Source organism: Actinospineispora eucalypti (assembly GCF_039543365.1).
GTDB lineage: Bacteria > Actinomycetota > Actinomycetes > Mycobacteriales > Pseudonocardiaceae > Pseudonocardia > Pseudonocardia eucalypti.
This window is the reverse complement of the sequence record NZ_BAABJP010000008.1, coordinates 515,009-539,504: the sequence shown is the minus strand read 5'-3', so window position 1 is coordinate 539,504 and position 24,496 is coordinate 515,009. Positions and strand designations below refer to the sequence as shown.

The window sequence follows — 24,496 nt, the reverse complement described above, 5'->3', positions numbered from 1 at the left end:
ACCCGCCAAGCTTGGAAGCAACACGAAGGGAACAGATGAAGTCCACCACCACCGGCGGACCGGAGCGCCTGCGCGCCGAGATGGTCGACCGGGTCAAGGCAAGCGGCTACGCCCGCTATGACGAGGTCGAGAACGCGATGCGCGTTGTCCCCCGACACGCGTTCGTCCCGAACGCCGGCCTGGCGGACGCATACGCGGACATAGCGGTGATCACGAAGCGCGATGCGACCGGAACGCCCTTGAGCTGTGCGTCCGTACCAAACGTTGTCGCGCTCATGCTTGACCAGCTCGTAGTACAGGACGGTCAGCGCATCCTCGAGATCGGCGCCGGCACCGGATACAACGCCGCCTTGCTCGATCACCTCGTCGGCCCATCCGGACAGATCACCACCCTCGACATCGACCCAGAGGTGACGGCGCAAGCTGAGCGCGCGCTTGCTGCCAATGGTCACAGCAGGGTGCGGGTGATCACTCGGGACGGTGCACGGGGAGCTCCGGAATACGGCCCGTACGACGGCATCATTGTCACTGTCGGCGCCTGGGATATCCCCGAGGAATGGTTTGATCAGTTGGCGCACGGCGGCCGGCTGGTGGTTCCACTGCGCTGGCGCGGCCAAACCCGCTCGGTAGCGTTCGTCCACGACGGGCAAACGCTGCGCTCCGCGGAAAGTTGTCTATGTGGCTTCGTGCCGATGATCGGCCAGGACAGCGAGCGGACAGGCAACCTCGATCCAGCCCAACACGTCGCGCTGTACTGGGACGCCGATCAGAACATCGACCTCACCCACTTGCGGGACGTGCTCACGGCTCCAAAACACACTCTCTGGTCGGGCGCCACGGTAGGCCCTTACGATCCATTCGACGGTATCTGGCTAAAGCTAACCGCCACGGAGTCAGGCACCTGCCGCATCGCCGCCGAACAAGCCGCCATAACCAGCGGCCTCTGCGCGCCGGCGATCCCAGCGCGCAGCCCCGCGCTAGTTGAGCGCCACAGCCTGGCCTACCTTGCCGTGCGACGGCTTGAAGGCGATGGACGCCGTTCCGAACTCGGGGCAATCGGCCACGGCCTCAACGGCCAGCACCTTGCTGAGCGGCTGTGCGAACACATCCGCGCATGGGACAGCGATCGAATGGCTCTGCCATCGGTTGTCGCACACCGCAGGAGCGCACCGTTGGCCGAGCCGCACAACGGCATCGTTATTCACAAGCAGCATGCCCGGCTGGCTATTTCGGAGAAGTAGGCTCATCCGCCGTTTGGCCCAGTGATGTTCGAACGGTGCCGGCCCGCCGTCGCTCTGGCAACTGTACCTCGCGCTATTATGTAAACTCACTGCTTCGAGATCGTATGGAGGTGCCGCAATGGCGCAACAGGTACTCGTTTCCCTGGTTGACGACCTTGATGGCCAGGTTGCGAACGAGACGGTCGGGTTCGGCCTGGATGGGAAGTCTTATGAGATCGACCTGAGCAGCGAGAACGCGGGTAAATTGCGGGAAGTTCTCGCCGCATATGTATCAGCTGCGCGCCGCGCGGGCGGCGCTCGCTCTCGGTCGGGCAGTGGCGGGTTGCGTCGAACCACCGTTGATAGGGAACAGAATCAGGCCGTCCGGGAGTGGGCTCGGAAGCGAGGGATGACGGTCTCGGAGCGCGGCCGGATCTCTGCGGACATTCTTGAGGCCTACCGCAAAGAGAATTAGTCGGGCTGGCCGTGAGCTTGCCTCGATTGGCCCGGCCGCTGTGGGCGCTCACGACTGAACCGGCAATGGGAACAGGTGTCACGGGAGCTGGGAAAGCCGCGTTACGAAGATGACGAAGCTCAACAGGGGCAAGCGCGGCGAGCGATATACGGAGTTCCAGTCCGCGCGATTCGAGCTCGTCACTGCTGGGCAAGGTGCAGCGCCGCTGGTGGCCATCGAGGCATATAGCCCCCGCACAGGGGCAGATGTTCGGTCAGTCGACCACAAGCTCGAGGGTTGGCTTCACGGCTGGCATGCCCAGCAAAGTTTCGCATTTGCTTGGTCGCCAGCCCAGCTCGGCCCCCAAGGACTGAATGGTAAGCCCAGATTGGCTAGCGACGTTGAATGCTTGCCTGAGCATGCTGGGCTGCTCCGTCGGAAAACTCAGGATTGATTGCGGCGCGAACCCAGGTTGTCCTTGCAGTGTGCGTAGGCGTTGATAGCCGCGGCTTGCGGCTGTGTCGGACAGAAGTCCGGTCTCGCGGCATCGATAAAGTAGCGAGTGCACTGAAACGCCCCAAACTCGGGAGAGTTCGGCGAGATGCCGCAGATCGACGCGGCGTGGCAGGCCGGGCAAGATGCTGTTGCGCGGAGTGAGGAATTCTGCGGCAAACATGTCGGCTTCGCGTTCTTGAGCCGGGTCGCCGGTCGCGGTGCTGTGCATCACAAGGTGCCCCAGCTCGTGAGCAGCGGTGAAACGGTGTCGGTAGACGTCGTCGGCCCGATTGGGTGTGAGCACGATGATCGGTCGCGAGAACTGCGAAGTAGAGAACGCGTCGACGGACTGCAATCCACTGTCGCGGGGCGGGGTTACCACGATGATGCCGTTGGTTTCGATGCGACGGACGAGGTGTTGGACCGGACCGTCGCCGAGATGCCAGTGTCGCCTCAGGCTCCTCGCCGACCCGAGCGGGTCGGCTGGTTGGTCCGGCGTGTCCTCGGCGTCATCGTCGCTCAGGCGAGGGCTGGGCAGGTTGATGTCGGGTAGGTAAACGTGGCGTTCGAGGGCGTGTGCGAGTTCCCAGATCTGCTCGGCCGAGGCGGTTGCCTTATTCCTCTGCGACGAGCTCGTCTTGCGCAGGCTGCGGAAGTGGGCTCCTGAGGTGTCGAGCCGGCCGTGCGGTCGGCCAGCGATAAAGAAGGCGAGGGGAACGTCTAATACCTCGGCAATGCGCGGGAGAACCTCGGGGCGGGGCCGGGTAACGCCGAGTTCATATTGTCCGACTGCCGCTGCGGAGACTCCGATGAGATCCGCAACAGTTTTCTTGGTCATACCCGCCAGGTAACGGGCCTGGGTCAAGCGTGCTGGGTCGAACGCGTAATGGACGGCAAGTGGCGACGGCTCGGTGGAATCGGGCATCGCGTCGGGCGGCATCAGGTGCAGCTGTCTGCGGCGGCTGTCGTCATTCACGATCGTCGGCGAAGGTCGGGCCATCCTGACGCTCATCGTCGGTGACGGGATCCTCAACGGGCCTGGGTCGGGCACTGACCTCCAGGGCTGGCGCCGTCCCCTGGTCGAAGGCAGCGATCTGGCCTGCCGACCGGGGCTGGGGAACGTGAGTTGGGATCTCGTCGGGGCTGATAATGTGCAGCGGAAGCTCTTCCGGTGACCATGTCAGCGTGCCGTCCTCGGCTTGCGCTTGCGCGATTCCCCACCACGCTGCGAGTACCGCTTTGCTGTCGGCGTTGGCGACAAAGCCGATGTAGATAAAGGTCGTGTTCTCGTCAAGAATCGGCGACGTCTCAGAGTCGCCCTGCTGCGAGGCTGGCGTCGCTCGGGTGTCGGTCTCGGCTTCGTCGGCGAAGTCGAACAGGCTGGGTTGGCGCGGCGGCCGGGGAACCGACAGGGCGGCCAGATCCCGTAGCACCACACTCTCGATCTTGGCCTGCGAGATCGGGATGCTCAAGGACGACGCATGCCTGAACGGCACCAACACCTTCCCGTGCAGCTTGATCAAGAAGTAGCCAGTGTTGGGAACCTTGATGATCTCGGCGCCGGGCATGTCGCCCAGTTCGGCAACGAGGTTGAGGTACTTCGCCTCCCAGACACTGCCGTAGGCGAACTTCTTCTCCAGCCCGGACGCATGCTGGGCTGCAAGGGCGGACTGGTGCGCCGCGAGGATGGCCCTGACGACGCGCCGAATCACCTCGGCAGCGTCGTCACCAAACTGCTCCTGCGCCCACGTCGTCACTACTACCTCGACACCCATCCAGGACTCCCCGGTCACTTTGTGCAAGCCGGCTGCTCCCGCACAGGAACTTTAGTATCGCACAGAATTTTGACCATCTGACTTCAGGGTGCCAGAGTGATCGCCGAGGACGGGTCAGCGGCGACCGACCAGTATCGGAAGGGGGAGTCGTGCGGGCGTCGGGCAGAACTGGCGTCTTGACGGCGCCCAGGACTGGCTGCTGGCCGGTGGGAGCCTGTCGTGGCGGCCTGGCTTGGGCAGGTGTGGATCTACCCTCCGAGCTCGCCACAAGTGCTTGTTCGCAGTGGCGCCGGTCTGAGCTTGGTTAGCGCTGCGCCCGGCCGGGTCGGCTCTGCGGACTTGGGGCCAGTTTCGCCAAACAGAGAGTGTTTGATCGTCGGGTCGCAACCCGTCTGGAACGGGGATGAGGCGGGCAGCAGGAGTGTCCGGCGATCTAGATGGTGCGGTGACGGGGCCGGGCGATCGGACGTCTCTCACGCAGACTGTGCCCCGATTGTTCCCGGCGGAGCATGCATCCACTCTCGCGCAGGTCAGGCGCCTGTGAGGTGCCAGCGTGGTCAGTAGGTGATGTACAGGCTTCCCCAGGCCCATTCGGCCGTACCGCAAGGCGCGGTTCGCTCCCGCATCAGCTCGGTTCGGCCAGCAACGGATGCGGCTCGCCGGTGAGCGCCACCAGAGCGGTGATGACTTCGTCTTGGGTGGCGCGGGTGTAGGTGGCTGTGGTGTCGTCGCGGCCGCCGGTGCTGTGCCCGGCGTAGGCTGCGGCGACGGCGGGGCTGAAGTTGCGTTCCACCCAGGTCAGTGTCGTGTGGCGTAGCCAGTGTGTGCTGATGCCTTGGGTGGTTACCCAGGGCAGGTGTGTGCCGATCCGCGCCCACAGGTGGTCGTAGCGGCGTGTGGTGATCGGCCGGCCGGTGGCATACCGCAATAGCCGGCCGTCGCGGGGCGCGTGCCGTTGTTCGGCGTGCGCGAGCAGCGCGGCCATCAGAGTGGGGGAGACCGGCTGCCAGCGCACCGTCTCGCCCTTCTCCCGTAGCTGGATGAGGCAGTGGGTGGGCTCGAGATCCATCGGGCGCAACGCGAGCGCGCCGCCCCGGCGGCAGGCCGTTTCGGTGTGCAGCCGCAGCAGCAGACTGTCCAGCGCGGGGTCGTTGCCGGTGCCCGCGGCGACCTGGTTGATCTCGCCTAGCCGGTCGTTCGCCACGGCCCGGCGGCTGGAGGGCAGCCGGCGCGGCTTCGCGACCTTGCGGGCCGGATTCCGGGAGGGATCGATCAGGCCATCGTTCTCCGCGCGCCGGTAGATGCAGCGCAGGGCGCTGATCAAGTGTTCGCCGGCGCTGCGTCCGCCGCGGGCGTTGCGGCGGGCCACCGTGTGGGTCCTCGTGTAGGCCAGCAGACGCTCGACGTCGGTGGCGGTCGGCTCATCGAGGTGCCGCTCGGCCCACTGGTCCAGGATCCGGTTCCAGTACGAGCTGTACACCCGGCGGGTGCCAGGGCTGACCGTCGCCGCGACGGTCGGGATGAACTCGGCGAACGTCGGCACCCTCGGGCGCTCGAGCGGCGCCCCGAGCAGTTGCTCGGGGCTGACGCCCATGCGTTCCAGCAGCATCCGGGCCGCCTCGATCTCCGCCTGGCCCGCCGCGGCGCGCGACGACACCCGGGCGTCACTCTGAGAGCTCATGTCGCGTCACCGCCCTCGCAGAGCCGATCCAGCGAGGCGGCGACCATGTCGTCCAACGCCGCCGGGGAATACACGATCAGCTGACCCACCGCCAGCTCCGCGACCAGCAACACCCGGTCGTTCGGGCGCAGGTCACACCAGCGACGAACCTGGGCGGGCAACCCCAGATAGCCCTGGCTGGTGACCGAGAACACCCCCTCCGGGCAGGCATGCGCCACCAGCAGACCGCGCAACGTCCGGATATCCAGCCGCGTGCCCGGCGCCCAGCCCAAGCGCCGCAAGATGTTCTTGTCGCTCACCCGGCCCCGGGAGTCCACCGCCGCGAACCCGTAGACGGTGTCCGCGGCGCGGAAGGTCGGCAGCGGCGCCAGCGGAGGCGGTGGACGCCGAATCGATGCCGGCCCGACCGCGGCGGCTCCGGGTGGGCGGGTCGGGTTTGGGAGGGCCACCGGCGGGATCACCGGGGCGCTCACCGCGACCACCCCCGGCGCAGAAGACACCCCGAGGTGTCACGACACGCCGCGCGAGCGTGCCCAGAGACGCTTGAACACGGATACGGAAGACGTAGCGAGTGTGCAACAACCTGGTGTCCGAGGGGGGACTTGAACCCCCACGCCCGTTAATAGGGCACTAGCACCTCAAGCTAGCGCGTCTGCCATTCCGCCACTCGGACCGTGGTGAGGTGAAGGATAGCCGACCCCCTTCGGCCGCCCGTAACCCCACCACCGATGGTAGGAAGATCCGGTGACTAGCGCCATTTCCGCCGAGGATGAAGCCGTCGAGCTGGCCGCCGAGCTGATCCGGATCGACACCACGAACACCGGTGACCCGGCCACCGTGGTGGGCGAGCGGCTGGCCGCCGACTTCGTGCAGGCGAAGCTCGAAGAGGTCGGTTACCAGGTCGAGCGGGTCGAGTCGGGGGCGCCCAACCGGGACAATGTCTTCGCCCGGTTGCCCGGGGCCGACCCGGATCGGGGTGCACTGCTGGTGCACGGGCACCTGGATGTGGTGCCGGCCGATCCTTCCGAGTGGTCGGTGCACCCGTTCTCCGGCGCGATCCAGGACGGCTACCTGTGGGGCCGGGGCGCGGTGGACATGAAGAACATGGTCGGGATGATCTTGGCCGTCGCGCGGCATTTCAAACGGGAGAACATCACCCCTCCGCGTGAGCTGGTGTTCGCCTTTCTGGCCGACGAGGAGGCCGGCGGCAAGTTCGGCTCGCAGTGGCTGGCGGACAACCGGCCGGAGCTGTTCGACAACTGCACCGAGGCGATCGGCGAGGTCGGCGGGTTCTCCCTCACGCTGACCGACACCAAGGGCGAGGACGCCCGGCTGTACCTGATCGAGACCGCCGAGAAGGGCATGGCCTGGATGCGGCTGCGGGCCAAGGGCCGCGCCGGGCACGGCTCCTTCCTGCACGAGGACAACGCGGTGACCACGCTCGCCGAGGCGGTCGCCCGGCTGGGCAACCATAAGTTCCCGCTGGTGCTCACCGACACGGTGCGCGAGTTCCTGGACGTGGTGTCGGAAGTCACCGGGCTGGAGTTCGGCGAGGACGACCTGGACGGCGCGCTGGCCAAGCTCGGTCCGCTGTCCCGGATTATCGGGGCCACCGTGCGGGATACGGCCAACCCGACCATGCTGAGCGCGGGCTACAAGGCCAACGTGATCCCGTCCACCGCTGAAGCCGTGGTGGACTGCCGGGTGCTTCCCGGCCGGGAGGCGGCGTTCCTGCGGGAGGTGGACGAGATCCTCGGTCCGGACGTCACCCGCGAGTGGGTGACCCACCTGCCGGCACTGCAGACCACTTTCGACGGTGATCTCGTGCAGGCCATGGGGGCCGCGCTGCGGGCCGAGGACCCGGACGCGCGGGCGGTGCCGTACATGCTCTCCGGGGGAACCGACGCGAAGGCGTTCGAGGACAAGCTGGGCATGCGCTGCTTCGGGTTCGCGCCGCTGCGGCTGCCCCCGGACCTGGACTTCGCCTCGCTGTTCCACGGGGTGGACGAGCGGGTGCCGGTGGACTCGATCCGGTTCGGTGCCCGGGTGCTGGACCGATTCCTACGGAGTTGCTGACATGGATCTCAAGGGCAAAGGCGCGCTGGTCACCGGTGGGGCCTCGGGTATCGGGGCGGCGGTGGTGCGCCGGCTGAGCGCGGCCGGCGCGCACGTGGCCGTGGTGGACCTCAACGAGGAGGCCGCGCGGTCGGTGGCCGACGAGGTCGGCGGGCTGGCGCTGCCGGGAGACGTCTCCGACCCGGACACCATGCCGATGCTCACCTCGGTCGCGGAGGAGCGGTTCGGCCGGCTGGACGTGGTGTTCCTGAACGCCGGCACGGTCAGCGGGCAGTCCGGCATGGCCGACCTGGACGTGGCCCGGTACCGGCGGTCCGTCGGGGTGAACGTGGACCACGTGGTCTTCGGCACCTGCGCGGCGGTGCCGGCGCTGCGCCGGGCGGGCGGCGGCACGATCATCGCCACCGCCTCGCTGGCCGGGCTCATGGCGATGCCGCTGGACCCGCTGTACACGATGACCAAGCACGCCGTGGTCGGCTATGTGCGGGCCACCGGCGCGGCACTGGCCGACGAGGGCATCCGGGTGTGTGCGGTCTGCCCGGGCTTCGTGGACACGCCGCTGATCGACTACCACCGGGACCAGTTCGGCGACTTCCCGCTGCTGTCCGCCGACGACGTGGCCGACGCGGTGGACGGGATCCTGGAACGGGGCAACCCGGGCGAGGCGTGGTTCGTCCAGCCGGGCCGGGAGCCGGGTCCGTACGGCTTCCGGGGAGTGCCCGGACCGGCCGGGGGCACCCGGCCGCCGGCTTTTGAGAGGACCAACTGATGCGCGCCTGGCAGGTCACCGAGCTCGGCGAACCGGCCGACGTACTGAAGCTGGTCGAGGTGCCCGACCCGGTGCCGGGGCCGGGCGAGCTGCTGCTGCGGGTCGCCGCGGCGGCCTGCAACTTCCCGGACATCCTGCTCTGCCAGGGCAAGTACCAGGTCCGCCCGCCGCTGCCGTTCACCCCGGGGCTGGAGGTGGCCGGCGAGGTGGTCGCCGTCGGTGAGGGCGCGCGGGGCGCGGTCGGGGACCGGGTGATCGCGCAGACCGGCCAGGGCGGGTTCGCCGACCTGGTGACCGTGCCCGCCGAGGACGCCTGGGAGTGGCCGGACGGCATGTCCGCCGCGCAGGCGGCCGGCATGTTCGTCACCTATCAGACCGGCTACTGCGCGCTGCACCACCGGGCGAACCTCCGGCCGGGGGAGACGCTGCTGGTCCACGCGGCGGCCGGCGGGGTGGGCAGCGCGGCGGTGCAGCTGGGTAAGGCGGCCGGCGCGACGGTGATCGGTACCGCCGGCGGCGCGGAGAAGTGCGAGGTGGCCCGCTTGCTCGGCGCCGACCACGTGATCGACTACTCCTCCGAGGACCTGATCGGCCGGGTCAAGGAGATCACCGGGGGGCGCGGCGCGGACGTCATCTACGACCCGGTGGGCGGCGACATCTTCGACGCCTCCCGCAAGGTGGTGGCGTTCGAGGGCCGGATCCTGGTGATCGGCTTCGTGGCCGGCCGGTTCGCCGACGCGCCGACCAACCACGTGCTGGTGAAGAACTACTCGGTGGTCGGCGTGCACTGGGGCTTCTACAAGCACATGGCGCCGCACTACTACCCGAAGTGGCAGGACGCGCTGGTCGAGCTGTGGCGGGAGCGCAAGATCGATCCGCTGGTGGGAGGGGAGCTTCCGCTCACCGAGGCCCCGGCCGCGCTGGGCCGGCTGGCCAGCCGGAACACCGTCGGCAAGATCGCGCTGATTCCGTAGGGGAGCTAGTAGCTGAGGTTGGGCAGCGGCTGCTTGGTGCGGCGCCGGCGCAGCCACACCCGCCGTTCGCCCCCGGGGTAGAGCCGGACCCTGGACAGTTCCCAGCCGCCGAACTCGGCCTGGATCGCCAGCCGTACCGATGCGGTCATCCGGGTGACGTCCGGGGGCAGCCGCAGCGGCCGGTACTCCCACTCCCCGTCGACACTGTCTCCTTCGGTCATGCCAGTGCCGGTTTGCACCGCTGGCCACCTCCAAACGGTCCGTTAATGCGAGCCACCTTAGGTGCCCGGCGCCGGGGCCGAAAGACGTGCGGGAGGTCATCGGATCGCCCCATCGGGTTCACCTGCTGTTATCGCTATCACAGCTTGGCTGTGGCGTGGGTCATAGCGCGGGACCCGCCGGGGGTCCTCAGCATGCGGGCGCTAGCGTGGCTGCTCCGGGTGTGGGCGGGCCGCACCCAACGAAGTTGGCGGTGTCAGGGCGGTAGTGGACCTCATCCAAGCGGTAGTGCTGGGGATCGTCGAAGGGCTCACCGAGTTCCTGCCGGTCTCCTCCACCGGGCACCTGACCATCGCGGAGAAGCTGCTCGGCCTGAACGTGGCCGACCCGGCGGTGACCGCGTACACGGCGGTGATCCAGATCGGCGCCATCCTCGCCGTGCTGGTGTACTTCGCCAAGGACCTGGCCCGGATCGTGCGCGGCTGGGCGGCGGGCGTGGTCAGCGCCGAGGCGCGGGAGGCCGAGGAGTACCGGTTCGGCTGGCTGATCATCATGGGCTCGATGCCCATCGGCGTCGTCGGCCTGGCCGCGAAGCCGCTGATCGAGGGGCCGCTGCGCAGCCTGTGGTTCGTCGCCGGCTCGCTGGTCGCGTGGAGCGCGGTGATGTGGTGGGCCGAGCGCAACCCGTCGCAGAAGAAGGCCGAGGGCGACCTGCGCGCGGCCGACGTGCTGGTCATCGGCCTGGTGCAGTGCCTGGCGCTGGTCCCCGGGGTGTCCCGCTCCGGCGCCACCATCAGCGCCGGCCTGCTGCGCGGGGTGGAGCGGGTGACCGCCACCAAGCTGTCCTTCTACCTGGGCATTCCGGCGCTGGTCGGGGCCGGTGTGTTGCAGCTCCCCGAGGCGCTCGGACAGGGCATCGGGGTGATGCCGACGGTGGTCGGCACGGTGGTCAGCTTCATCGTGGCCTACGCCTCGGTGGCCTGGCTGCTGCGGTTCGTTTCCACCAACCGGATCACCGCGTTCGTGCCCTACCGGGTAGTGCTCGGGTTGGCCATCATGGTTGCTCTGGGCGCGGGCTGGCTGGGCGCGACGTAACCTGGGTGGTCGTGACCACCGTCATCCTGCTGCGCCACGGGCGCTCCTCGGCGAATACCGGGGGCGTGCTGGCCGGCCGCAGCCCCGGCGTGCACCTTGACGACACCGGCAAGGGCCAGGCCTGGGCGCTCGCCCAGCGCCTGAAACCGGTGCCGCTGGCCGCCGTCGTGGCCTCACCGCTGGAGCGCTGCCAAGAGACCATCGCCCCGCTGCTGGCCGGGCGCGAGCTGTCCCCTCAGGTCGAGGACGATCTCGCCGAGGTGGACTACGGCGACTGGACCGGCAAGGAGATCAAGACACTGGTCAAGGAGCCGCTGTGGCGGGTGGTGCAGCTGCACCCCTCGGCGGCGGTTTTTCCCGGCGGCGAGGGCCTGGCCGCGATGCAGGCGCGCGCGGTCGCGGCCATCCGGGCGCACGACGCCAAGGTGGTCGCCGAGCACGGCCCGAACGCGGTCTGGCTGGCCTGCAGCCACGGGGATGTGATCAAGGCGGTGCTGGCCGACGCGCTCGGCCTGCACCTGGACTCGTTCCAGCGCATCGTGGTGGACCCCTGCTCGGTGAGTGTGATCAACTACACCGAGACCAGGTCTTTCGTCAGCCGGATGAACGACACCGGCGGCGACGTGGGGGCACTGTTGCCGCCACCGGCGAAGAAGGGCAGGCGGCGCAAGGCCACCAAGCCGTCCTCGGACGCCGTGGTCGGCGGGTCCACCGGAGTAGAATGACTGTTTGAAATCTCAGCCGGCCGGGCACCGTTATGCTCGCAAGCCGTCGGTGGCCTACTGTCGGGGATGTCATGCCACGTGTCATTCATGTCTTTCGCCAGCCCGACCGGTTCATCGCCGGCACGGTCGGGGAGCCGGGCGACCGCGCGTTCTATCTGCAGGCTGTCGAGGACGCCCGCACGGTCAGCGTGTTACTGGAGAAACAGCAGGTCACCGTGCTTGCCGAGCGTATCAGCGCGCTGCTCGGGGAGATCTCCCGCCGGTTCGGCACCGAGGTCGGCGAGGACGTCGCCACCGACGAGGTGGACACCGAGCCGCTGACCGTGCCACTGGAGGAGGAGTTCCGGGTCGGCACCATGGGTCTCGGCTGGGACGCCGACTCCCGCTCGATCGTGGTCGAGCTGCTCGCGTTCACCGAGGAAGAGGTGGACGAGTCCGTCGTGCTGGACGACACCGAGGAGGGCCCGGACGCGCTGCGCGTGTTCCTCTCCCCGGTGCAGGCCAAGGCGTTCGCCACCCGGGCGGAGCGGGTGCTCTCCGCCGGCCGGCCGCCGTGCCCGCTGTGTGCCGAGCCGCTGGACGCGGAGGGGCACATCTGCCCCCGGCAGAACGGCTACCACCGGCGGGCCGTGGTCGGGGAGTCCTGAGCGGCCGAGGATGGACCCATTCGACCCCGCTGTGCCGGGGCTGCTGCACGCGGGCCGCATGGAGGTCACCGGCCGCATCGTCAACGCCTCCAACGCCACCCTGGTCTGCGAGCTGGAGTGCGACGGGGTGCACGCCCGCTGCGTGTACAAGCCGGTGCGCGGGGAGCGGCCGCTCTGGGACTTCCCGGACGGCACGCTGGCCGACCGGGAGTACGCCAGTTACCTGATCTCGGCCGCCCTGGCGGCGGACGGCAAGCGCCCGATGGTCCCGCCGACGGTGCTGCGCGAGGGGCCGTTCGGCCCCGGCATGGTGCAGCTGTGGGTGGACACCGAGGAAGACGCCGAGCTGGTCGACGTGTGCGCGCCCGCCGACGTGCCGCGCGGCTGGCTGACCGTCCTGCGCGCGCGGGACTCGCTGGGCGATCCCGCGCTGCTGGTGCACGCCGACCACCCCGAGCTGCGCCGGATGGCCGTGCTGGACGTCGTGCTGAACAACGCCGACCGGAAGGCCGGGCACGTGCTGACCGGCGTGGACGGCCGGGTGTACGGCGTCGACCACGGCATTTGCCTGCACGAGGAGGACAAGCTGCGCACGGTGCTGTGGGGCTGGGTGGGCCAGAAGCTCCCGGCCGAGGCGTTGGAGGAGGTGCGGGCGCTGCGCGGCGAGCTGGCGGACGGGCTGGCCAACCAGCTTGCCGACCACCTGACCCGCCGCGAGCTCGCCGCGCTCTCCTCGCGGGTGGACGCGTTGATCGCCAACCCGGAGTTTCCCGAGCCCTCGGGTTACGGCCCGGCTATTCCCTGGCCCGCCTTTTGACGGCTGCGCCGACTCGTGAGTGGCGAGTATCGCTATAGCGACACTCGCCACTCACGAGTCGGCCGGCAGGCCGACAGGTTCCAGCTGGGCAGCAACGAGCGCCGCATAGGGGCCGTCGGCGGCGAGCAGCTGGTCGTGGGTGCCCTGCTGCACGACCTGGCCGTCCTGGAGCACCACGATGCGGTCGGCGGCACGGATGGTGGACAGGCGGTGGGCCACGATCAGCGTGGTCCGGCCCCGGCGGGCGGTGCGCAGGGCTTCCTGCACCAGCCGCTCGTTCTCCGTGTCCAGGTTGGCCGCCGCCTCGTCCAGCACCAGGATCGGCGCCTCGGTGAGCAGCGCGCGGGCGATGGTGAGCCGCTGCCGCTGCCCGCCGGACAGCAGTGCACCCCGCTCACCGATCTGCGTTTCGTACCCATCCGGCAGCTCGAGGATGAACTCGTGGGCGGCTGCCGCCTTCGCCGCCCGGAACACCTCCTCGTCGGTCGCCTCCGGCCGGCCCAGGCGCAGGTTGTCGGCCACCGAGCCGGTGAACAGGTGCACGTCCTGCGGCACCAGGCCGACCACCCGCGGCAGGTCGGCCAGGCGGAACGAGCGCAGGTCGTGCCCGTCGACGGTGATCCGGCCGGAGTCCGGGTCCCAGAAGCGGGGGAGCAGGTTGACACAGGTGGACTTGCCGGCCCCCGAGCTGCCGACCAGTGCCACGGTCTCCCCGGGCGGCACGTCGAAGCTCACCCCGCGCAGCACACCCGGACGGCCCGGGTAGCCGAAGCCGACGTTCTCGAAACGCAGCCACCCGTGGCGCACGGACGGGCTGTCCGGCGCGGTGTCCGCCACCCGGGTGGGCAGCCCGAGCAGCTCCAGCACCCGGCGGGCGCTGGCCCGCAGCGGTGCGAGCATGCCGGCCATGCCGACCGCCGCGGTGATGGGCAACAGTGCGCCGATCACCAGGGTGAGCGCGAGCGTCCCTTCGGGCAGCGTCAGCCGGCCGCCGCTGACCAGTGCCAGCACCGCGATCAGCACCGCCACCGTGGTCGCCGCGACCAGCCCGTCGGTGACCGCGTCCTGCAGCCCGGTGGCGCTGGCGTGGTCACGCCGGTAGCGGCGCAGCCGCGCGGTGCCCTCGGCGATGCGCCGGTAGAAGTCCCGCGAGCGGCCGAAGACCAGCAGCTCGCGCAGGCCCTGCACGCCGTCCACCACGTCGGCGTTGACCGTCCCGGTCTCCGTGCGCAGCCGCTGCCCGCGCTCGTTGCCCCGGCGGGCCAGCCACACCGGCACCAACCCGGCCAGGGCCATGCCGACCACTGCGTACAGGGCGAGCAGAGGGTCCAGCGTGATCAGTGTGGCCGCGCCGGCGGCGCCGACGAACCCGGCCACCGAGGCGCCGATGCCCAGGTGGGCGAAGAAGCCCTCCAGCTCGTCGACGTCGCCCATCACCACGGACGCCAGGTCTCCCGTGCGCCGGCCCTGGGTTTCCGCCGGGGCGGCCCGGTGCAGCGCGTCGAACAGGCGCAGCCGCAGGTCGGCCTGGGCGCGGAAGGCGAAGGCGTGGCCGAACTGGCCCAGCGCCCAGTTACCCACGGTGCACAGCGCCACGGCCACCACGACGATCAGCACGCCGGTGCCCAGCCGGTCGCCGGGTGTGCCGCCGGCGGCCGAGCCGACCAGCCAGCCGGTGGCCGCGCCGGCCACGATCGCGCCGCCGTTCTCCAGCACCGCGCCGACGAGTGCGGCGACCAGGGCCGGGCGGCTGGTGCGCAGGGTGCCCAGCACCCGCAGCAGGGGCATTTCGCGGGTCATGCGAGAGCTTCCTTCCGGTCGAACTCCTGGGCGGAGATGAGTCGGGCGTAGGCGCCACCCCGGGCCAGCAGGTCGTCGTGGGTGCCGATCTCCACCACCCGCCCGGCGTCCAGCACGACGATCCGGTCGGCGTGCCGGACGGTGGACAGCCGGTGCGCGATGACCAGCGTGGTGCGCCGCGCGGTGACCTCGCGCAGCGCGGCGGTGATGGACGCCTCGGTGGCCGCGTCCACGCTGGCGGTGGCCTCGTCGAGCACCAGGATCGGGGTGTCCGCGAGCAGCGCGCGGGCGATGGCCAGGCGTTGGCGCTGCCCGCCGGAGAGGCCCTGGCCGCGCTCGCCGAGCAGGGTGTCGTAGCCGTCCGGGAGGTCCAGGATGGCGTCGTGGACGTGGGCGGCCCGGGTGGCGCCGACCAGTTCGGCCTCGTCGGCGTGCGGCTTGGCCAGCAGCAGGTTGGCGCGGACCGTGTCGCCGAACAGGTACGTGTCCTGGGCGACCAGTGCGACCAGCGAGCGCAGCTGCTCCGGCGGGATATCCCGCAGGTCGTGGCCGCCGATCCGCACGGTGCCCGAGTCCGGGTCGGCGAACCGCAGCAGCAGCGCGGCCACCGTGGTCTTGCCCGCCCCGGACGGGCCCACCACCGCGACGGTCTCGGCCGGCTCGATCTCCATGCTGAGCCCGTCCAGTGCCCGGCGGTCCCCGTCGTAACCGAAGGTGACCCGGTCGAAGGAGACCGAGGCGCGGGGCACCGGAACCGGGCTCAGCCCGGGGCGTACCGGAGCCGGCGGCGGCGTGTCCAGCAGGGTCTGTACCCGGGTCGCCGCGTCGTTGGCGCTGTAGGTCTGGTGGAAGGCGCCGGACAGCACCCCGATCGGCCGCAGCGCCTCCCGGGTCAGGAACAGGGCCAGGAACAGCGTGCCGACGGCCAGGCCGCCGTCGGCCACCCGCAGCGCGGCGACCGTGGCGACCGCCGCCATGCCGGCGGTGATGGCCAGCGCGTAGATCGCGCCGGTGACCAGCGCAACCGCCATCTCCCGGTTCCAGGTGGCGATCAGCCGGTCCGAGGTGGCGGCCAGCTCGGCGCGCCGGCGGCCGGCCGCGCCAAAGGCCTTGAGCGTCACCATGCCCTGCAGCGTGTCCAGGAACTCCGCGCCCAGCGCCAGGTAGGTTTCCATCGTCTGGCTGGAGCGCAGCCGCAGCACCCGCCCCCACAGTGGCGGCAGCGCCAGCGCGGCGACCGCGAAGGTGGCCACCAGCACGGCCAGCCAGCCGTCCCGGACGGCGAGCAGGGCGACCACGGCGACCGGCGCGGCGATCCCGGCGAGCAGTGACGGCAGGTACCGGCCGTAGTAGCCCTCCAGCGCGGTCACCCCGTCGACCAGGGCCTCCCGGATCGGGCCGGTGCGGGCGCCGGCGATGTGCACCGGGCCCAGCTCGGCGAGCTTGCCGAAGGCGCGCTCGCGCAACCTTTCGGTGGTGGCGGCGCCGGTGTGCTGGGCGACCATCGAGCTGGCCCAGATCAGCACCATCCGCAGGACGATCAGCCCGGCCAGCCAGCCGAGGGCGGGAAGCTGCGCGGCCAGGCCGTCGCCGGCCAGCAGGCGGGTCAGGATGGCGGCCAGCAGGAAGCCCTGGGCGAGGTAGCAGGCCAGTACGCCGAGGCGTATCGCGGTGCCGGCGGCTATCGCGGGCCACACCCCGGACGCGAGGGCGAGGACCGGGTTCCGGCCGAAAAAGTTAGGCATGCCTCAAAAGATATGACTGACGGTCAGTCGCGAGCAAGTGGCTTCGACGCCTCAACCCGTCGGTTAGGCTTCCGGCATGCCGCCGGCGCGCACCGCACAACGCACGGCGCCGCGCACCAAACCGGCCGACCAGCGGCGCCGCGACCTGCTGGAAGGCGGGCTCCAGGTGTTCCTGGAGCGGGGGGTGGCGGCGACCACCCTGGAGCACATCACCAAGGCCGCCGGCGTCGCCAAGGGCACCTTCTACCTGTACTTCGACTCCAAGGAACAGCTGCTCGTCGCGCTGCAGCGGGAGTTCGAGGCGCGCATGGTGCAGCGGATCGAACAGGCCGTGCTGGCCGCCGGCGAGGACTGGGTGGCCCGGCTGGACGCCTGGCTGGACGCCGCGCTCGCCGACTACCCCAGCGAACGGGCACTGCACGACGTGCTGTTCCACCACCCGGCGCTCGCCAGCCACGAGGCAGACGTGGTCGACCGCGCCGGCGCCCCGGACCTGGCCGGCAGCCTGACCGGCCTGATCGGGGCCGGCGTCGCCGCCGGCGCGTTCGACACGCTCGACCCGGAGCTCACCGCGATGCTGCTGTGCAGCGCGCTGCACCGGATGTTCGACCGCATCTGGCACCGGGACCAGGAGATCGACCCGGAGCACCTGGCCGCCGCCACTCGCCAGCTGTTCCACCGCGCGGTGGCCGTCTGACCCGTGAGTGGCGAGTGTTGCCAGGGCAACACTCGCCACTCACGGGTCAGCGCCATTAGCACAAAATGCGTCCCCAGGCGGATCGTCGCCGGGAGTCGTAGCGTGGAAGCGTGCCAGTACCTCAAGAATTTCCCCGTACCCTGGGCGCGCTGCGTGCCTCGGGGCACCGACACCGCGGGGTGAAGACCGAACTCCGAGAGAACCTGCTCGACGCGCTGCGCGCCGGCCGCGATCCGTGGCCGGGCATCGTGGGCTTCGAGTCGACCGTACTGCCCCAGCTGGAGCGGGCGCTGATCGCCGGCCACGACGTGGTGCTGCTCGGCGAGCGCGGCCAGGGCAAGACCCGGCTGCTCCGCTCGCTGACCGGCCTGCTGGACGAGTGGACCCCGGTCATCGAGGGCTCCGAGCTGGGCGAACACCCCTTTGAACCGATCACCCCGGCCTCCCGGCGCCGGGCCGACGAACTGGGCGACGAGCTCCCGGTCACCTGGGTGCACCGGTCGGAGCGCTACACCGAGAAGCTGGCCACCCCGGACACCGCGGTGGCCGACCTGATCGGCGACGTGGACCCGGTGAAGGTCGCGGAAGGCCGGAGCCTGGGTGACCCGGAGACCATCCACTACGGCCTGGTGCCGCGCGCGCACCGGGGCATCGTGGCCATCAACGAGCTGCCCGACCTGGCCGAGCGCATCCAGGTCGCGCTGCTGAACGTGATGGAGGAGCGGGACATCCAGGTGCGCGGCTACACCGTCCGGCTGCCGCTGGACGTGCTGCTGGTGGCCAGCGCCAACCCGGAGGACTACACCAACCGGGGCCGGATCATCACCCCGCTGAAGGACCGCTTCGGCGCCGAGGTGCGCACCCACTACCCGCTCGAGGTGGCCGACGAGATCGCCCTGGTCCGCCAGGAGGCCGATCTCACCGCCGACGTACCGGACCACCTGGTCGAGGTGGTCGCCCGGTTCACCCGCCACCTGCGCGACTCGTCCGCCGTGGACCAGTCCTCCGGGGTGTCGGCGCGGTTCGCCGTCGCCGCGGCCGAGACGGTGGCCGCCGCCGCGCTGCGCCGGGCCGCGCTGGTCGGCGAGCCGTCCGCGTTCGCCCGGCCGGTGGACCTGGAGACCGTGCCGGCCGTGCTGCGGGGCAAGCTGGAGTTCGCCTCCGGCGAGGACGGCCGCGAGGAGGAGGTGCTGGAGCACCTGCTGCACCGGGCCACCGCCGACACCGCCCGCTACCGGCTGCGCGGGGTCGACCTGACCGAACTGGCCGAGGCGGTTTCCGCCAACCCGGTGCGCACCGGCGAGCGGATCCCGGCCGCCCAGGTGGTCGCCGGGCTGCCGACCGTCGGCGTGCTCACCCAGGTGGCCAGCCGGCTGGGCGCCGAGGGCACCGAGGACCCGGGCCCGATGGCGTCGGCCGCCGAGCTGGCCCTGGAGTACCTGTTCCTCACCCGCAAGCTGGCCAAGGACGAGTCGGACGACGGTGACACGGTGAGCTATGGCTGATCCCCGGCGCAGGAAGCTGCGGTACGCCTACGGGCCGTACGGGGGTGGGCCGGACCCGCTGGCCCCGCCGTTCGACGTCCGCGAGGCGATGGACCAGATCGGCCGAGACGTGATGGAGGGCTCGTCCCCCCGGCAGGCCCTGCAGGAGCTGCTCCGAAGGGGCCTCGACGGGCGGCGCGGGCTGGACGACCTGAGCCGCCAGGTCTGGCAGCGCCGCCGCGAGCTGCAGCGGGACAACCGGCTGGACGGAACCCTGCAGCAGGTTCGTGAGCTGCTGGAACGAGCCCTCGAGGCGGAGCGGAACGCGCTTCAGCGGGAGGACTCCGACGACGCCCGGTTCCGCGAGATGCAGCTGGACGCGCTGCCCGGCGACACCGGCGGCGCGGTCCGCGAGCTGGGCGAGTACGACTGGCGTTCCTCCGACGCGCGGGAGGCCTACGAGGAGATCCGCGACCTGCTCGGCCGGGAGCTGCTGGACCAGCGGTTCCAGGGCATGAAGGAGGCGATGGAGAACGCCACCCCGGAGGACGTGGAGCGCGTCCGGGAGATGCTGGACGACCTCAACGCGCTGCTGGCCCAGCACGCCCAGGGCCAGGACACGACCGACCAGTTCGCGCGGTTCATGGCCAAGCACGGCGAGTTCTTCCCGGAGAACCCGCGCAACACCGAGGAGCTGATCGACCTCCTGGCCGCCCGGGCGGCGGCCGCGCAGCGGATGCTCAACTCGATGTCCGCCGAGCAGCGCGCCCAGCTGATGGAGCTGGCCGGACAGGCGTTCGGCGATCCCCGGCTGGCCAACGCGCTGGCCCAGCTGGACGCCCAGCTGCAGGGGCTGCGGCCGGGGGAGGACTGGCGGGGGTCCGGCCGGTTCCGGGGCGAGAACCCGATGGGCATGGGCGAGGCCACCCGCGCGCTGGAGGAGCTGGGCCAGCTGGACGCCCTGGCCGAGCAGCTGGCCCAGAGCTACCCGGGTGCCCGGATGGAGGACATCGACCTGGAGGCTTTGTCGGCCGCGCTCGGCGAACAGGCCGCCGTGGACGCCCGCACGCTGGCCGAGCTGGAGCGGGAGCTGCGCCGCCAGGGCCTGTTCGAGCGGGCCGCCGACGGCACGCTCCAGCTGTCGCCGAAGGCGCTGCGCCGGCTCGGCGAGTCGGTGCTGCGGGACGTGGTGAACCAGATCGGCGCCCGCCGGGGCGAGCGGGAGACCCGCCGGTCGGGGGCCGCCGGCGAGGCCACCGGGGCGACCCGGCCGTGGGCGTTCGGCGACACCGAGGCCTGGTCGGTCCCGCGCACGCTGCTCAACGCGCAGCTGCGGCGGGCCGGTGGGGACTCCCGGCGGCTGGACGTGACCGACGTGGAGGTGGTGGAGACCGAGCAGCGCACCAGGGCGGCGGTGGCGTTGCTGGTGGACACCTCGTGGTCGATGGTGGCGCAGGGCCGCTGGGTGCCGATGAAGCGCACCGCGCTGGCCCTGTACCAGCTGATCTCCACCCGGTTCCGGGGCGACGACCTGGCGCTGATCACCTTCGGCCGGCACGCGCAGACCGTGGAGCTGGGCGAGCTGGTCGGCCTGGAGGGGGTGTACGCACAGGGCACCAACCTGCACCATGCGCTGCTGCTCGCGGCCCGGCACCTGCGCAAGCATCCCGACGCCTTGCCGGTGGTGTTGGTGGTCACCGACGGCGAGCCCACCGCGCACCTGGAACCGGGGGGACACGCCTACTTCGACTACCCGCCCAGCCCACACACCATCCGGGCGACCATCGGCGAGGTGGACCGGCTGACCGGGATGAACGCGGTGTTCACCTTCTTCGTGCTGGGCGACGACCCGAGGCTGGCCGCGTTCATGGACGACGTGGCCCGGCGGTGCAACGGCCGGGTGGTCGCGCCGTCGCTGGACGGCCTGGGCGCCGAGGTGGTGGCCGACTACCTGCGCACCCGGCGCTAACCTGCCCTCGCGCAACCGGAACCGCGGCCGCGGTGTTCGGTGGGTGTGGACAGTTTGGGCGGCGGAACCGCGTTGATGGAACCAACGGTCGAGGACCGGATCCGGGACGCGCTGCGCGACGACCTGGACCGGGGCTTCGCGCTGTTGTTCGAGGCCCACCAGCGGCAGCTGTTCAGCACGGCGCTGCGGCTGTCCGGGCGGTGGGCCGACGCGGAGGACCTCAGCGCCGACGCGTTCCTGCGGGCCTACCGGGCGCTGCGCGGCTACCCGCCGGAGCGGATCGCGGCGCTGCGCCCCCGGGCCTGGCTGGTCACCATCCTGCTCAACGCGTGGCGCAACCGGCAGCGGGACGCGGCGCGCCGGCCGACCGCCCCGCTGGAGGCGGCGGCCGAGCCGGTGGACCCGACGGCCGACGTGGTCGGAAAGGTCACCGGCCGGGAAACCGGTGACGAGCTGGCCGGGCTGCTCGCTCAACTGCCCCAGCCCCAGCGGGTCGCCGTGGTGCTGCGGCACGTCGGTGACCTGTCCATCGCGGAGATCGCCGAGGTGCTCGGATGCGCCGAGGGAACCGCCAAGTCACACATATCCCGTGGCCTCGCGCGCCTGCGGACCCTGCGCGGAGAGCTGACCGAAGGAGGTGTCCGATGATCACTCCGGACGAGTTGGCCGATGAGCTGGCCGGGCTGCGGGTGGACCCGCCGGCGTCGTTGCGGGACCGCGTGCTGGCCCGCTGGGTGCGCGTGCCGGGGCCGCTGGGCGAGCTGTACGTCGCGGTGACCGAGGCGGGCATCGCCTACCTGCGGCCGGAAGCCGACCCGGAAGCCTTCGCGGCTGACTTCCGGGCCCGCTTCGGCCGCCCGATCGTGCCCGGTGACGAGCTGCCGGAGGGTTTGCTGCGGGCGCTCGGACCGGACGCCGAGGGCGCGCGGGCGCTGCCGGTCGACCTGCGCGGGCTGACCCCGTTCGCCCGGGATGTGCTCACCGTGACCAGGCAGATCCCGGTGGGGGAGACCCGCCCGTACGCGTGGGTGGCCAGCGAGATCGGCCGGCCGAAGGCGGTCCGCGCGGTGGGAACCGCGCTGGGGCGCAACCCGGTGCCGATCGTCATCCCGTGCCACCGGGTGACCCGGACGGACGGGGCGCCGAGCGGGTACATCTTCGGCCCCGCCGCCCGGGAACGCCTGCTGACCGCCGAGCGCGCCGCCTGAGTTCCGGCTGGCCCACTCGGCGGGACATCGAGGCCAAGCTGCCCGACGAGTGGTGGTGACGGCTCAGTTGTTCTCGCCCCGGCCGACCACCCCGGGCACCGCGGCGGAGAACACCGCGCCGGACCCGGAGCCGCCGGCCTCGGCCAGCCACAGCTCGCCGCCGAGCCGTCTGGCCTCGTGCCGGGCCAGCGCCAGGCCCAACCCGTGGCCCGGGCTGGACTTGGTGCTCACCCCCTCGTCGAAGATCGCGTCCGGCGGCTCGACCGCCACCCCGCCGCCGCTGTCCCGCACCGACATGCGCAGCGTGGAACCGTCCGCCCGCAGCGTCACCTCGACCCAGGGCGGACGGCGTTCGCCCTGGTAGGCGGCCTGCAGGGCGTTGTCCAGCACGTTGCCCAGCAGGGTCAGCACGGGCACCAGGTGGCCCAGATGGCCGGGCACCGAGGACTCCTCGGCGAGCCCGAGCAGGATGCCCCGCTGGTGGGCCTGCTCGGTCTTGGCCAGCAGCAGCGCGCGCAGGTGCGGGTCCTGGATGGAAGCGTCGATCTCGGCGGCCTGGCCGGCGCCGGTCTCGGTGAGCGTCTGCAGGTAGTCCTGCGCCTCGGTGTGGTGGCCGAGCTGGAGCAGCCCGGAAAGCGTGTGCAGCCGGTTGGAGTACTCGTGCCGCTGCGCCCGCAGGTCGTCGGTGAGCGAGCGGACCGCGTCCAGCTCCCGGGTGAGGGTGTCGAGGTCGGTGCGGTCCCGCAGCGTCAGCACGGTGCCGAGCAGTCGGCCGCCCCGGTCCACCGCGCGCGAGTTGATCACCAGCACCCGGTTGTCGGCGACCGCGAGCACGTTGTCCGCCGGCGGGTGCTCGAGCGCCCGCTGCAACCGGGGGGAGAGCGGCAGCGCGCCGGCCCAGGTGCCGGTCGGCAGCGGCACACCGAGCAGCCGCTCCGCCTCGGCGTTGCGGACCAGGATCTTGCGCTCCGGGTCCACCGCGAGCACGCCCTCCCGGATGCCGTGCAGCACCGCCTCGTGCTCGTAGAGCATCTCGGTCAGCTCGCGCGGCTCCACGCCGTGGGTGAGCCGGCGCAGGCGGCGGCTGAGCAGCCAGCAGGCGGCCAGCCCGAGCGCCGCCGCGGCCAGCGCGAACACGCCGAGCAGCACACGCAGCCGTTGGATCTCCCGGGCCGGCGCGGTCAGGGCGTAGCCCACGCTGACCACCCCGACGACCCGCCCGTCGGCCGCCCGGATCGGCGTCTTGCTGCGTACCGACTGGCCGAGCGTGCCGGTCTCGACGGCGCCGATGACCTCCCGCCCGGCCAGCGCCTCCGCCGGGTTGGTGCTGATCAGGTGGCCGACCTGCTCGGGGTTGGGGTGGGCCAGCCGGATGCCCCAGTCGTCGGCGATGGTCACGTACAGCGCGCCGGTCCGCCGGGTCAGGTCCAGCACCTGTTTCTGCAGCTCGCCGCCCGGGCGGTGCGCGGTGGCGGCGGCGATCACCTCCGGGTCGATGGCCACCGCGCGGGCGATGGCCAGGGAGCGCTGGCCGTACTCGTCGGACAGCGTGGTCGCCAGCAGGGTGGCGAACAGCGTGGCGACCAGCCCGATCAACAGCAGCACCATGATGGTCAGGAACAAAAAGATCTGACCGGTGAACGGGAGCCTGCGGAGCCCGAGCATGGCGGGCAAACTACCGGCGCTACCCGAACGGGTTAGAGCCTGCCTGGCAAATGATCAGTTCATCCAGGTGCGGCTGAACCGCTGGTAGGTGCCGTCGCCGATGCTCATCCGCAGCCAGTCGTTCACCCACTGCTGGAAGACCACGTCGCCCCGGGGGAGCAGGTAGGCCTTGGGGCCGAAGCTGAGCGGGCGCTCCGGGTTCACCGCGCACAGCTCGGGGTGCTGTTTGGACTGCCAGCGGGCCTCGCTGGCGTCGGTGATCATCACGTCCGCCCGGTTGGCCACGATCTCCTCGAAGATCGTGTTGTTGTCCGGGTGCACGGTCACGTTGGCCCGCTTGAGCCGCTCGTTGGCGAAGGCCTCGTTGGTGCCGCCGGGGTTCACCACCACGCGCACGCCCGGCCGGTCGATCAGGTCCAGGTTCTGGAACCGGGCCAGGGTCGCGCAGCGGGTGATCGGGGCCTTGCCGTCGATCAGGTACGGGTCGCTGAACGCCGCCTTGCGCGCCCGGCCCAGCTCGATGGAGATGCCGCCCATGGCGATGTCGCAACGGTCGGCGGCCACGTCGTCGGCCACCGTCTTCCACTGGGTGGGCACGATGGTGAGCCGGGCGCCGAGCTTGCGGGCCAGGTCGCCGGCCATGTCGATGTCGATGCCGGTCCAGCGGTCGGTGCGCGGGTCGTGGTAGGTGAACGGCCGGTAGTCGCCGGTGCTGCACACCCGCAGCTCACCGCGGTCCGGCACCGCGTCCAGGGCGCTCATCTCGGGCTGGGGCGGGTCGGGTGGCGGCTTCTTGGCACAGGACACGCCGCCGGCCAGGACGACCAGCAGCCCCGCGAGCACGGCCAGGGCGCGGCCCAGACCAGCCTGTCGCATGCAGTTCCCCTTCGCTCACCGCCACCGCGCGGCACCGACGCTGCCCCCGGCGTTGCCCTTACGTTGCCATAGCCTCATCCACGCCCCTCCGCTGCCCGGTCGGTC

At 71.0% G+C, this 24,496-nt stretch carries 23 protein-coding genes and 1 tRNA gene; 14 read left to right on the top strand and 10 right to left on the bottom strand.

The genetic code is table 11. From position 1 onward, the window contains the following. The first annotated feature begins 35 nt into the window (after positions 1-35). Both fxlM and ABEB12_RS13525 read left to right on the top strand, forming a co-directional pair. Entirely contained in the window at positions 36-1,241 is a 1,206-nt protein-coding gene (fxlM, locus tag ABEB12_RS13530) for a methyltransferase, FxLD system (protein ID WP_185061493.1), read from the top strand. A gap of 118 nt (positions 1,242-1,359) precedes the next feature. Then, entirely contained in the window at positions 1,360-1,695 is a 336-nt protein-coding gene (locus ABEB12_RS13525) for an Lsr2 dimerization domain-containing protein (RefSeq protein WP_185061494.1), read from the top strand. A gap of 253 nt (positions 1,696-1,948) precedes the next feature. Here the strand turns inward: ABEB12_RS13525 and ABEB12_RS13520 are convergent, their stop codons facing one another. The 5 genes from ABEB12_RS13520 to ABEB12_RS13500 form a co-directional block, all read right to left on the bottom strand. Continuing rightward, positions 1,949-3,181 (bottom strand): helix-turn-helix domain-containing protein, encoded by a 1,233-nt coding sequence (locus ABEB12_RS13520; protein WP_345702778.1) that lies wholly within the window; start codon positions 3,179-3,181, stop codon positions 1,949-1,951. Continuing rightward, entirely contained in the window at positions 3,138-3,944 is an 807-nt protein-coding gene (locus ABEB12_RS13515) for a hypothetical protein (protein ID WP_185061495.1), read from the bottom strand. The genes ABEB12_RS13520 and ABEB12_RS13515 overlap by 44 nt, the downstream gene beginning before the upstream one ends. Positions 3,945-4,569: 625 nt before the next feature. After that, positions 4,570-5,625, bottom strand: a complete 1,056-nt coding sequence (locus ABEB12_RS13510; RefSeq protein WP_185061496.1) for a tyrosine-type recombinase/integrase — start codon at positions 5,623-5,625, stop codon at positions 4,570-4,572. Next, complete coding sequence (locus ABEB12_RS13505; RefSeq protein ID WP_185061497.1) at positions 5,622-6,098, bottom strand: hypothetical protein; 477 nt, start codon at positions 6,096-6,098, stop codon at positions 5,622-5,624. The genes ABEB12_RS13510 and ABEB12_RS13505 overlap by 4 nt, the downstream gene beginning before the upstream one ends. 111 nt (positions 6,099-6,209) lie before the next feature. After that, positions 6,210-6,298: transfer RNA gene (locus tag ABEB12_RS13500), tRNA-Leu, on the bottom strand. A 71-nt stretch (positions 6,299-6,369) separates the two neighbouring features. Between ABEB12_RS13500 and ABEB12_RS13495 the strand changes: the two genes are divergently transcribed. From ABEB12_RS13495 to ABEB12_RS13485, 3 genes are read left to right on the top strand one after another with little or no spacing between them, the layout of a single operon-like run. Beyond that, positions 6,370-7,701, top strand: a complete 1,332-nt coding sequence (locus ABEB12_RS13495; protein ID WP_185061498.1) for a M20/M25/M40 family metallo-hydrolase — start codon at positions 6,370-6,372, stop codon at positions 7,699-7,701. A gap of 1 nt (position 7,702) precedes the next feature. After that, entirely contained in the window at positions 7,703-8,470 is a 768-nt protein-coding gene (locus ABEB12_RS13490) for an SDR family NAD(P)-dependent oxidoreductase (protein WP_185061499.1), read from the top strand. After that, complete coding sequence (locus tag ABEB12_RS13485) at positions 8,470-9,444, top strand: zinc-binding dehydrogenase (protein WP_185061500.1); 975 nt, start codon at positions 8,470-8,472, stop codon at positions 9,442-9,444. Before ABEB12_RS13490 ends, ABEB12_RS13485 begins: the two co-directional genes overlap by 1 nt. Positions 9,445-9,449: 5 nt before the next feature. Here the strand turns inward: ABEB12_RS13485 and ABEB12_RS13480 are convergent, their stop codons facing one another. Further along, positions 9,450-9,683, bottom strand: a complete 234-nt coding sequence (locus ABEB12_RS13480; protein WP_425572242.1) for a DUF5703 family protein — start codon at positions 9,681-9,683, stop codon at positions 9,450-9,452. Between the two features lie 247 nt (positions 9,684-9,930). Between ABEB12_RS13480 and ABEB12_RS13475 the strand changes: the two genes are divergently transcribed. The 4 genes from ABEB12_RS13475 (at position 9,931) to ABEB12_RS13460 (ending at position 12,947) form a co-directional block, all read left to right on the top strand. Beyond that, complete coding sequence (locus ABEB12_RS13475; protein ID WP_185061501.1) at positions 9,931-10,758, top strand: undecaprenyl-diphosphate phosphatase; 828 nt, start codon at positions 9,931-9,933, stop codon at positions 10,756-10,758. A gap of 11 nt (positions 10,759-10,769) precedes the next feature. After that, complete coding sequence (locus ABEB12_RS13470; RefSeq protein WP_185061502.1) at positions 10,770-11,483, top strand: MSMEG_4193 family putative phosphomutase; 714 nt, start codon at positions 10,770-10,772, stop codon at positions 11,481-11,483. A 71-nt stretch (positions 11,484-11,554) separates the two neighbouring features. Further along, positions 11,555-12,130, top strand: a complete 576-nt coding sequence (locus ABEB12_RS13465) for a DUF3090 family protein (protein WP_185061503.1) — start codon at positions 11,555-11,557, stop codon at positions 12,128-12,130. A gap of 10 nt (positions 12,131-12,140) precedes the next feature. Then, positions 12,141-12,947: an SCO1664 family protein gene (locus ABEB12_RS13460; protein WP_185061504.1), complete on the top strand. Its 807-nt coding sequence runs from the start codon at positions 12,141-12,143 to the stop codon at positions 12,945-12,947. Positions 12,948-12,998: 51 nt separating this feature from the next. Here ABEB12_RS13460 and ABEB12_RS13455 read toward each other — a convergent pair whose 3' ends face one another. Together ABEB12_RS13455 and ABEB12_RS13450 are read right to left on the bottom strand one after the other, a co-directional pair. Continuing rightward, on the bottom strand, positions 12,999-14,747 hold the full coding sequence (locus tag ABEB12_RS13455; protein ID WP_185061505.1) for an ATP-binding cassette domain-containing protein: 1,749 nt from the start codon (positions 14,745-14,747) through the stop codon (positions 12,999-13,001). Then, positions 14,744-16,492 (bottom strand): ATP-binding cassette domain-containing protein, encoded by a 1,749-nt coding sequence (locus ABEB12_RS13450; protein WP_185061506.1) that lies wholly within the window; start codon positions 16,490-16,492, stop codon positions 14,744-14,746. Before ABEB12_RS13450 ends, ABEB12_RS13455 begins: the two co-directional genes overlap by 4 nt. A 76-nt stretch (positions 16,493-16,568) precedes the next feature. On the opposite strand from ABEB12_RS13450, the gene ABEB12_RS13445 reads away from it, so the two are divergent. The 5 genes from ABEB12_RS13445 (at position 16,569) to ABEB12_RS13425 (ending at position 21,850) form a co-directional block, all read left to right on the top strand. Beyond that, complete coding sequence (locus ABEB12_RS13445) at positions 16,569-17,189, top strand: TetR family transcriptional regulator (RefSeq protein ID WP_185061507.1); 621 nt, start codon at positions 16,569-16,571, stop codon at positions 17,187-17,189. A gap of 110 nt (positions 17,190-17,299) precedes the next feature. Beyond that, entirely contained in the window at positions 17,300-18,694 is a 1,395-nt protein-coding gene (locus ABEB12_RS13440; RefSeq protein WP_185061508.1) for an ATP-binding protein, read from the top strand. Beyond that, a complete protein-coding gene (locus tag ABEB12_RS13435) occupies positions 18,687-20,642 on the top strand; it encodes a VWA domain-containing protein (protein WP_185061509.1) in 1,956 nt (651 codons plus the stop codon). The genes ABEB12_RS13440 and ABEB12_RS13435 overlap by 8 nt, the downstream gene beginning before the upstream one ends. Positions 20,643-20,717: 75 nt before the next feature. Next, entirely contained in the window at positions 20,718-21,290 is a 573-nt protein-coding gene (locus tag ABEB12_RS13430) for a sigma-70 family RNA polymerase sigma factor (protein ID WP_185061510.1), read from the top strand. Further along, positions 21,287-21,850 (top strand): methylated-DNA--[protein]-cysteine S-methyltransferase, encoded by a 564-nt coding sequence (locus ABEB12_RS13425; RefSeq protein ID WP_185061511.1) that lies wholly within the window; start codon positions 21,287-21,289, stop codon positions 21,848-21,850. Before ABEB12_RS13430 ends, ABEB12_RS13425 begins: the two co-directional genes overlap by 4 nt. A gap of 63 nt (positions 21,851-21,913) precedes the next feature. Here ABEB12_RS13425 and ABEB12_RS13420 read toward each other — a convergent pair whose 3' ends face one another. Then, positions 21,914-23,515: an ATP-binding protein gene (locus ABEB12_RS13420; protein ID WP_185061512.1), complete on the bottom strand. Its 1,602-nt coding sequence runs from the start codon at positions 23,513-23,515 to the stop codon at positions 21,914-21,916. A 54-nt stretch (positions 23,516-23,569) separates the two neighbouring features. Next, entirely contained in the window at positions 23,570-24,391 is an 822-nt protein-coding gene (locus ABEB12_RS13415; protein ID WP_185061513.1) for a transporter substrate-binding domain-containing protein, read from the bottom strand. Between the last annotated feature and the right edge of the window lie 105 nt (positions 24,392-24,496).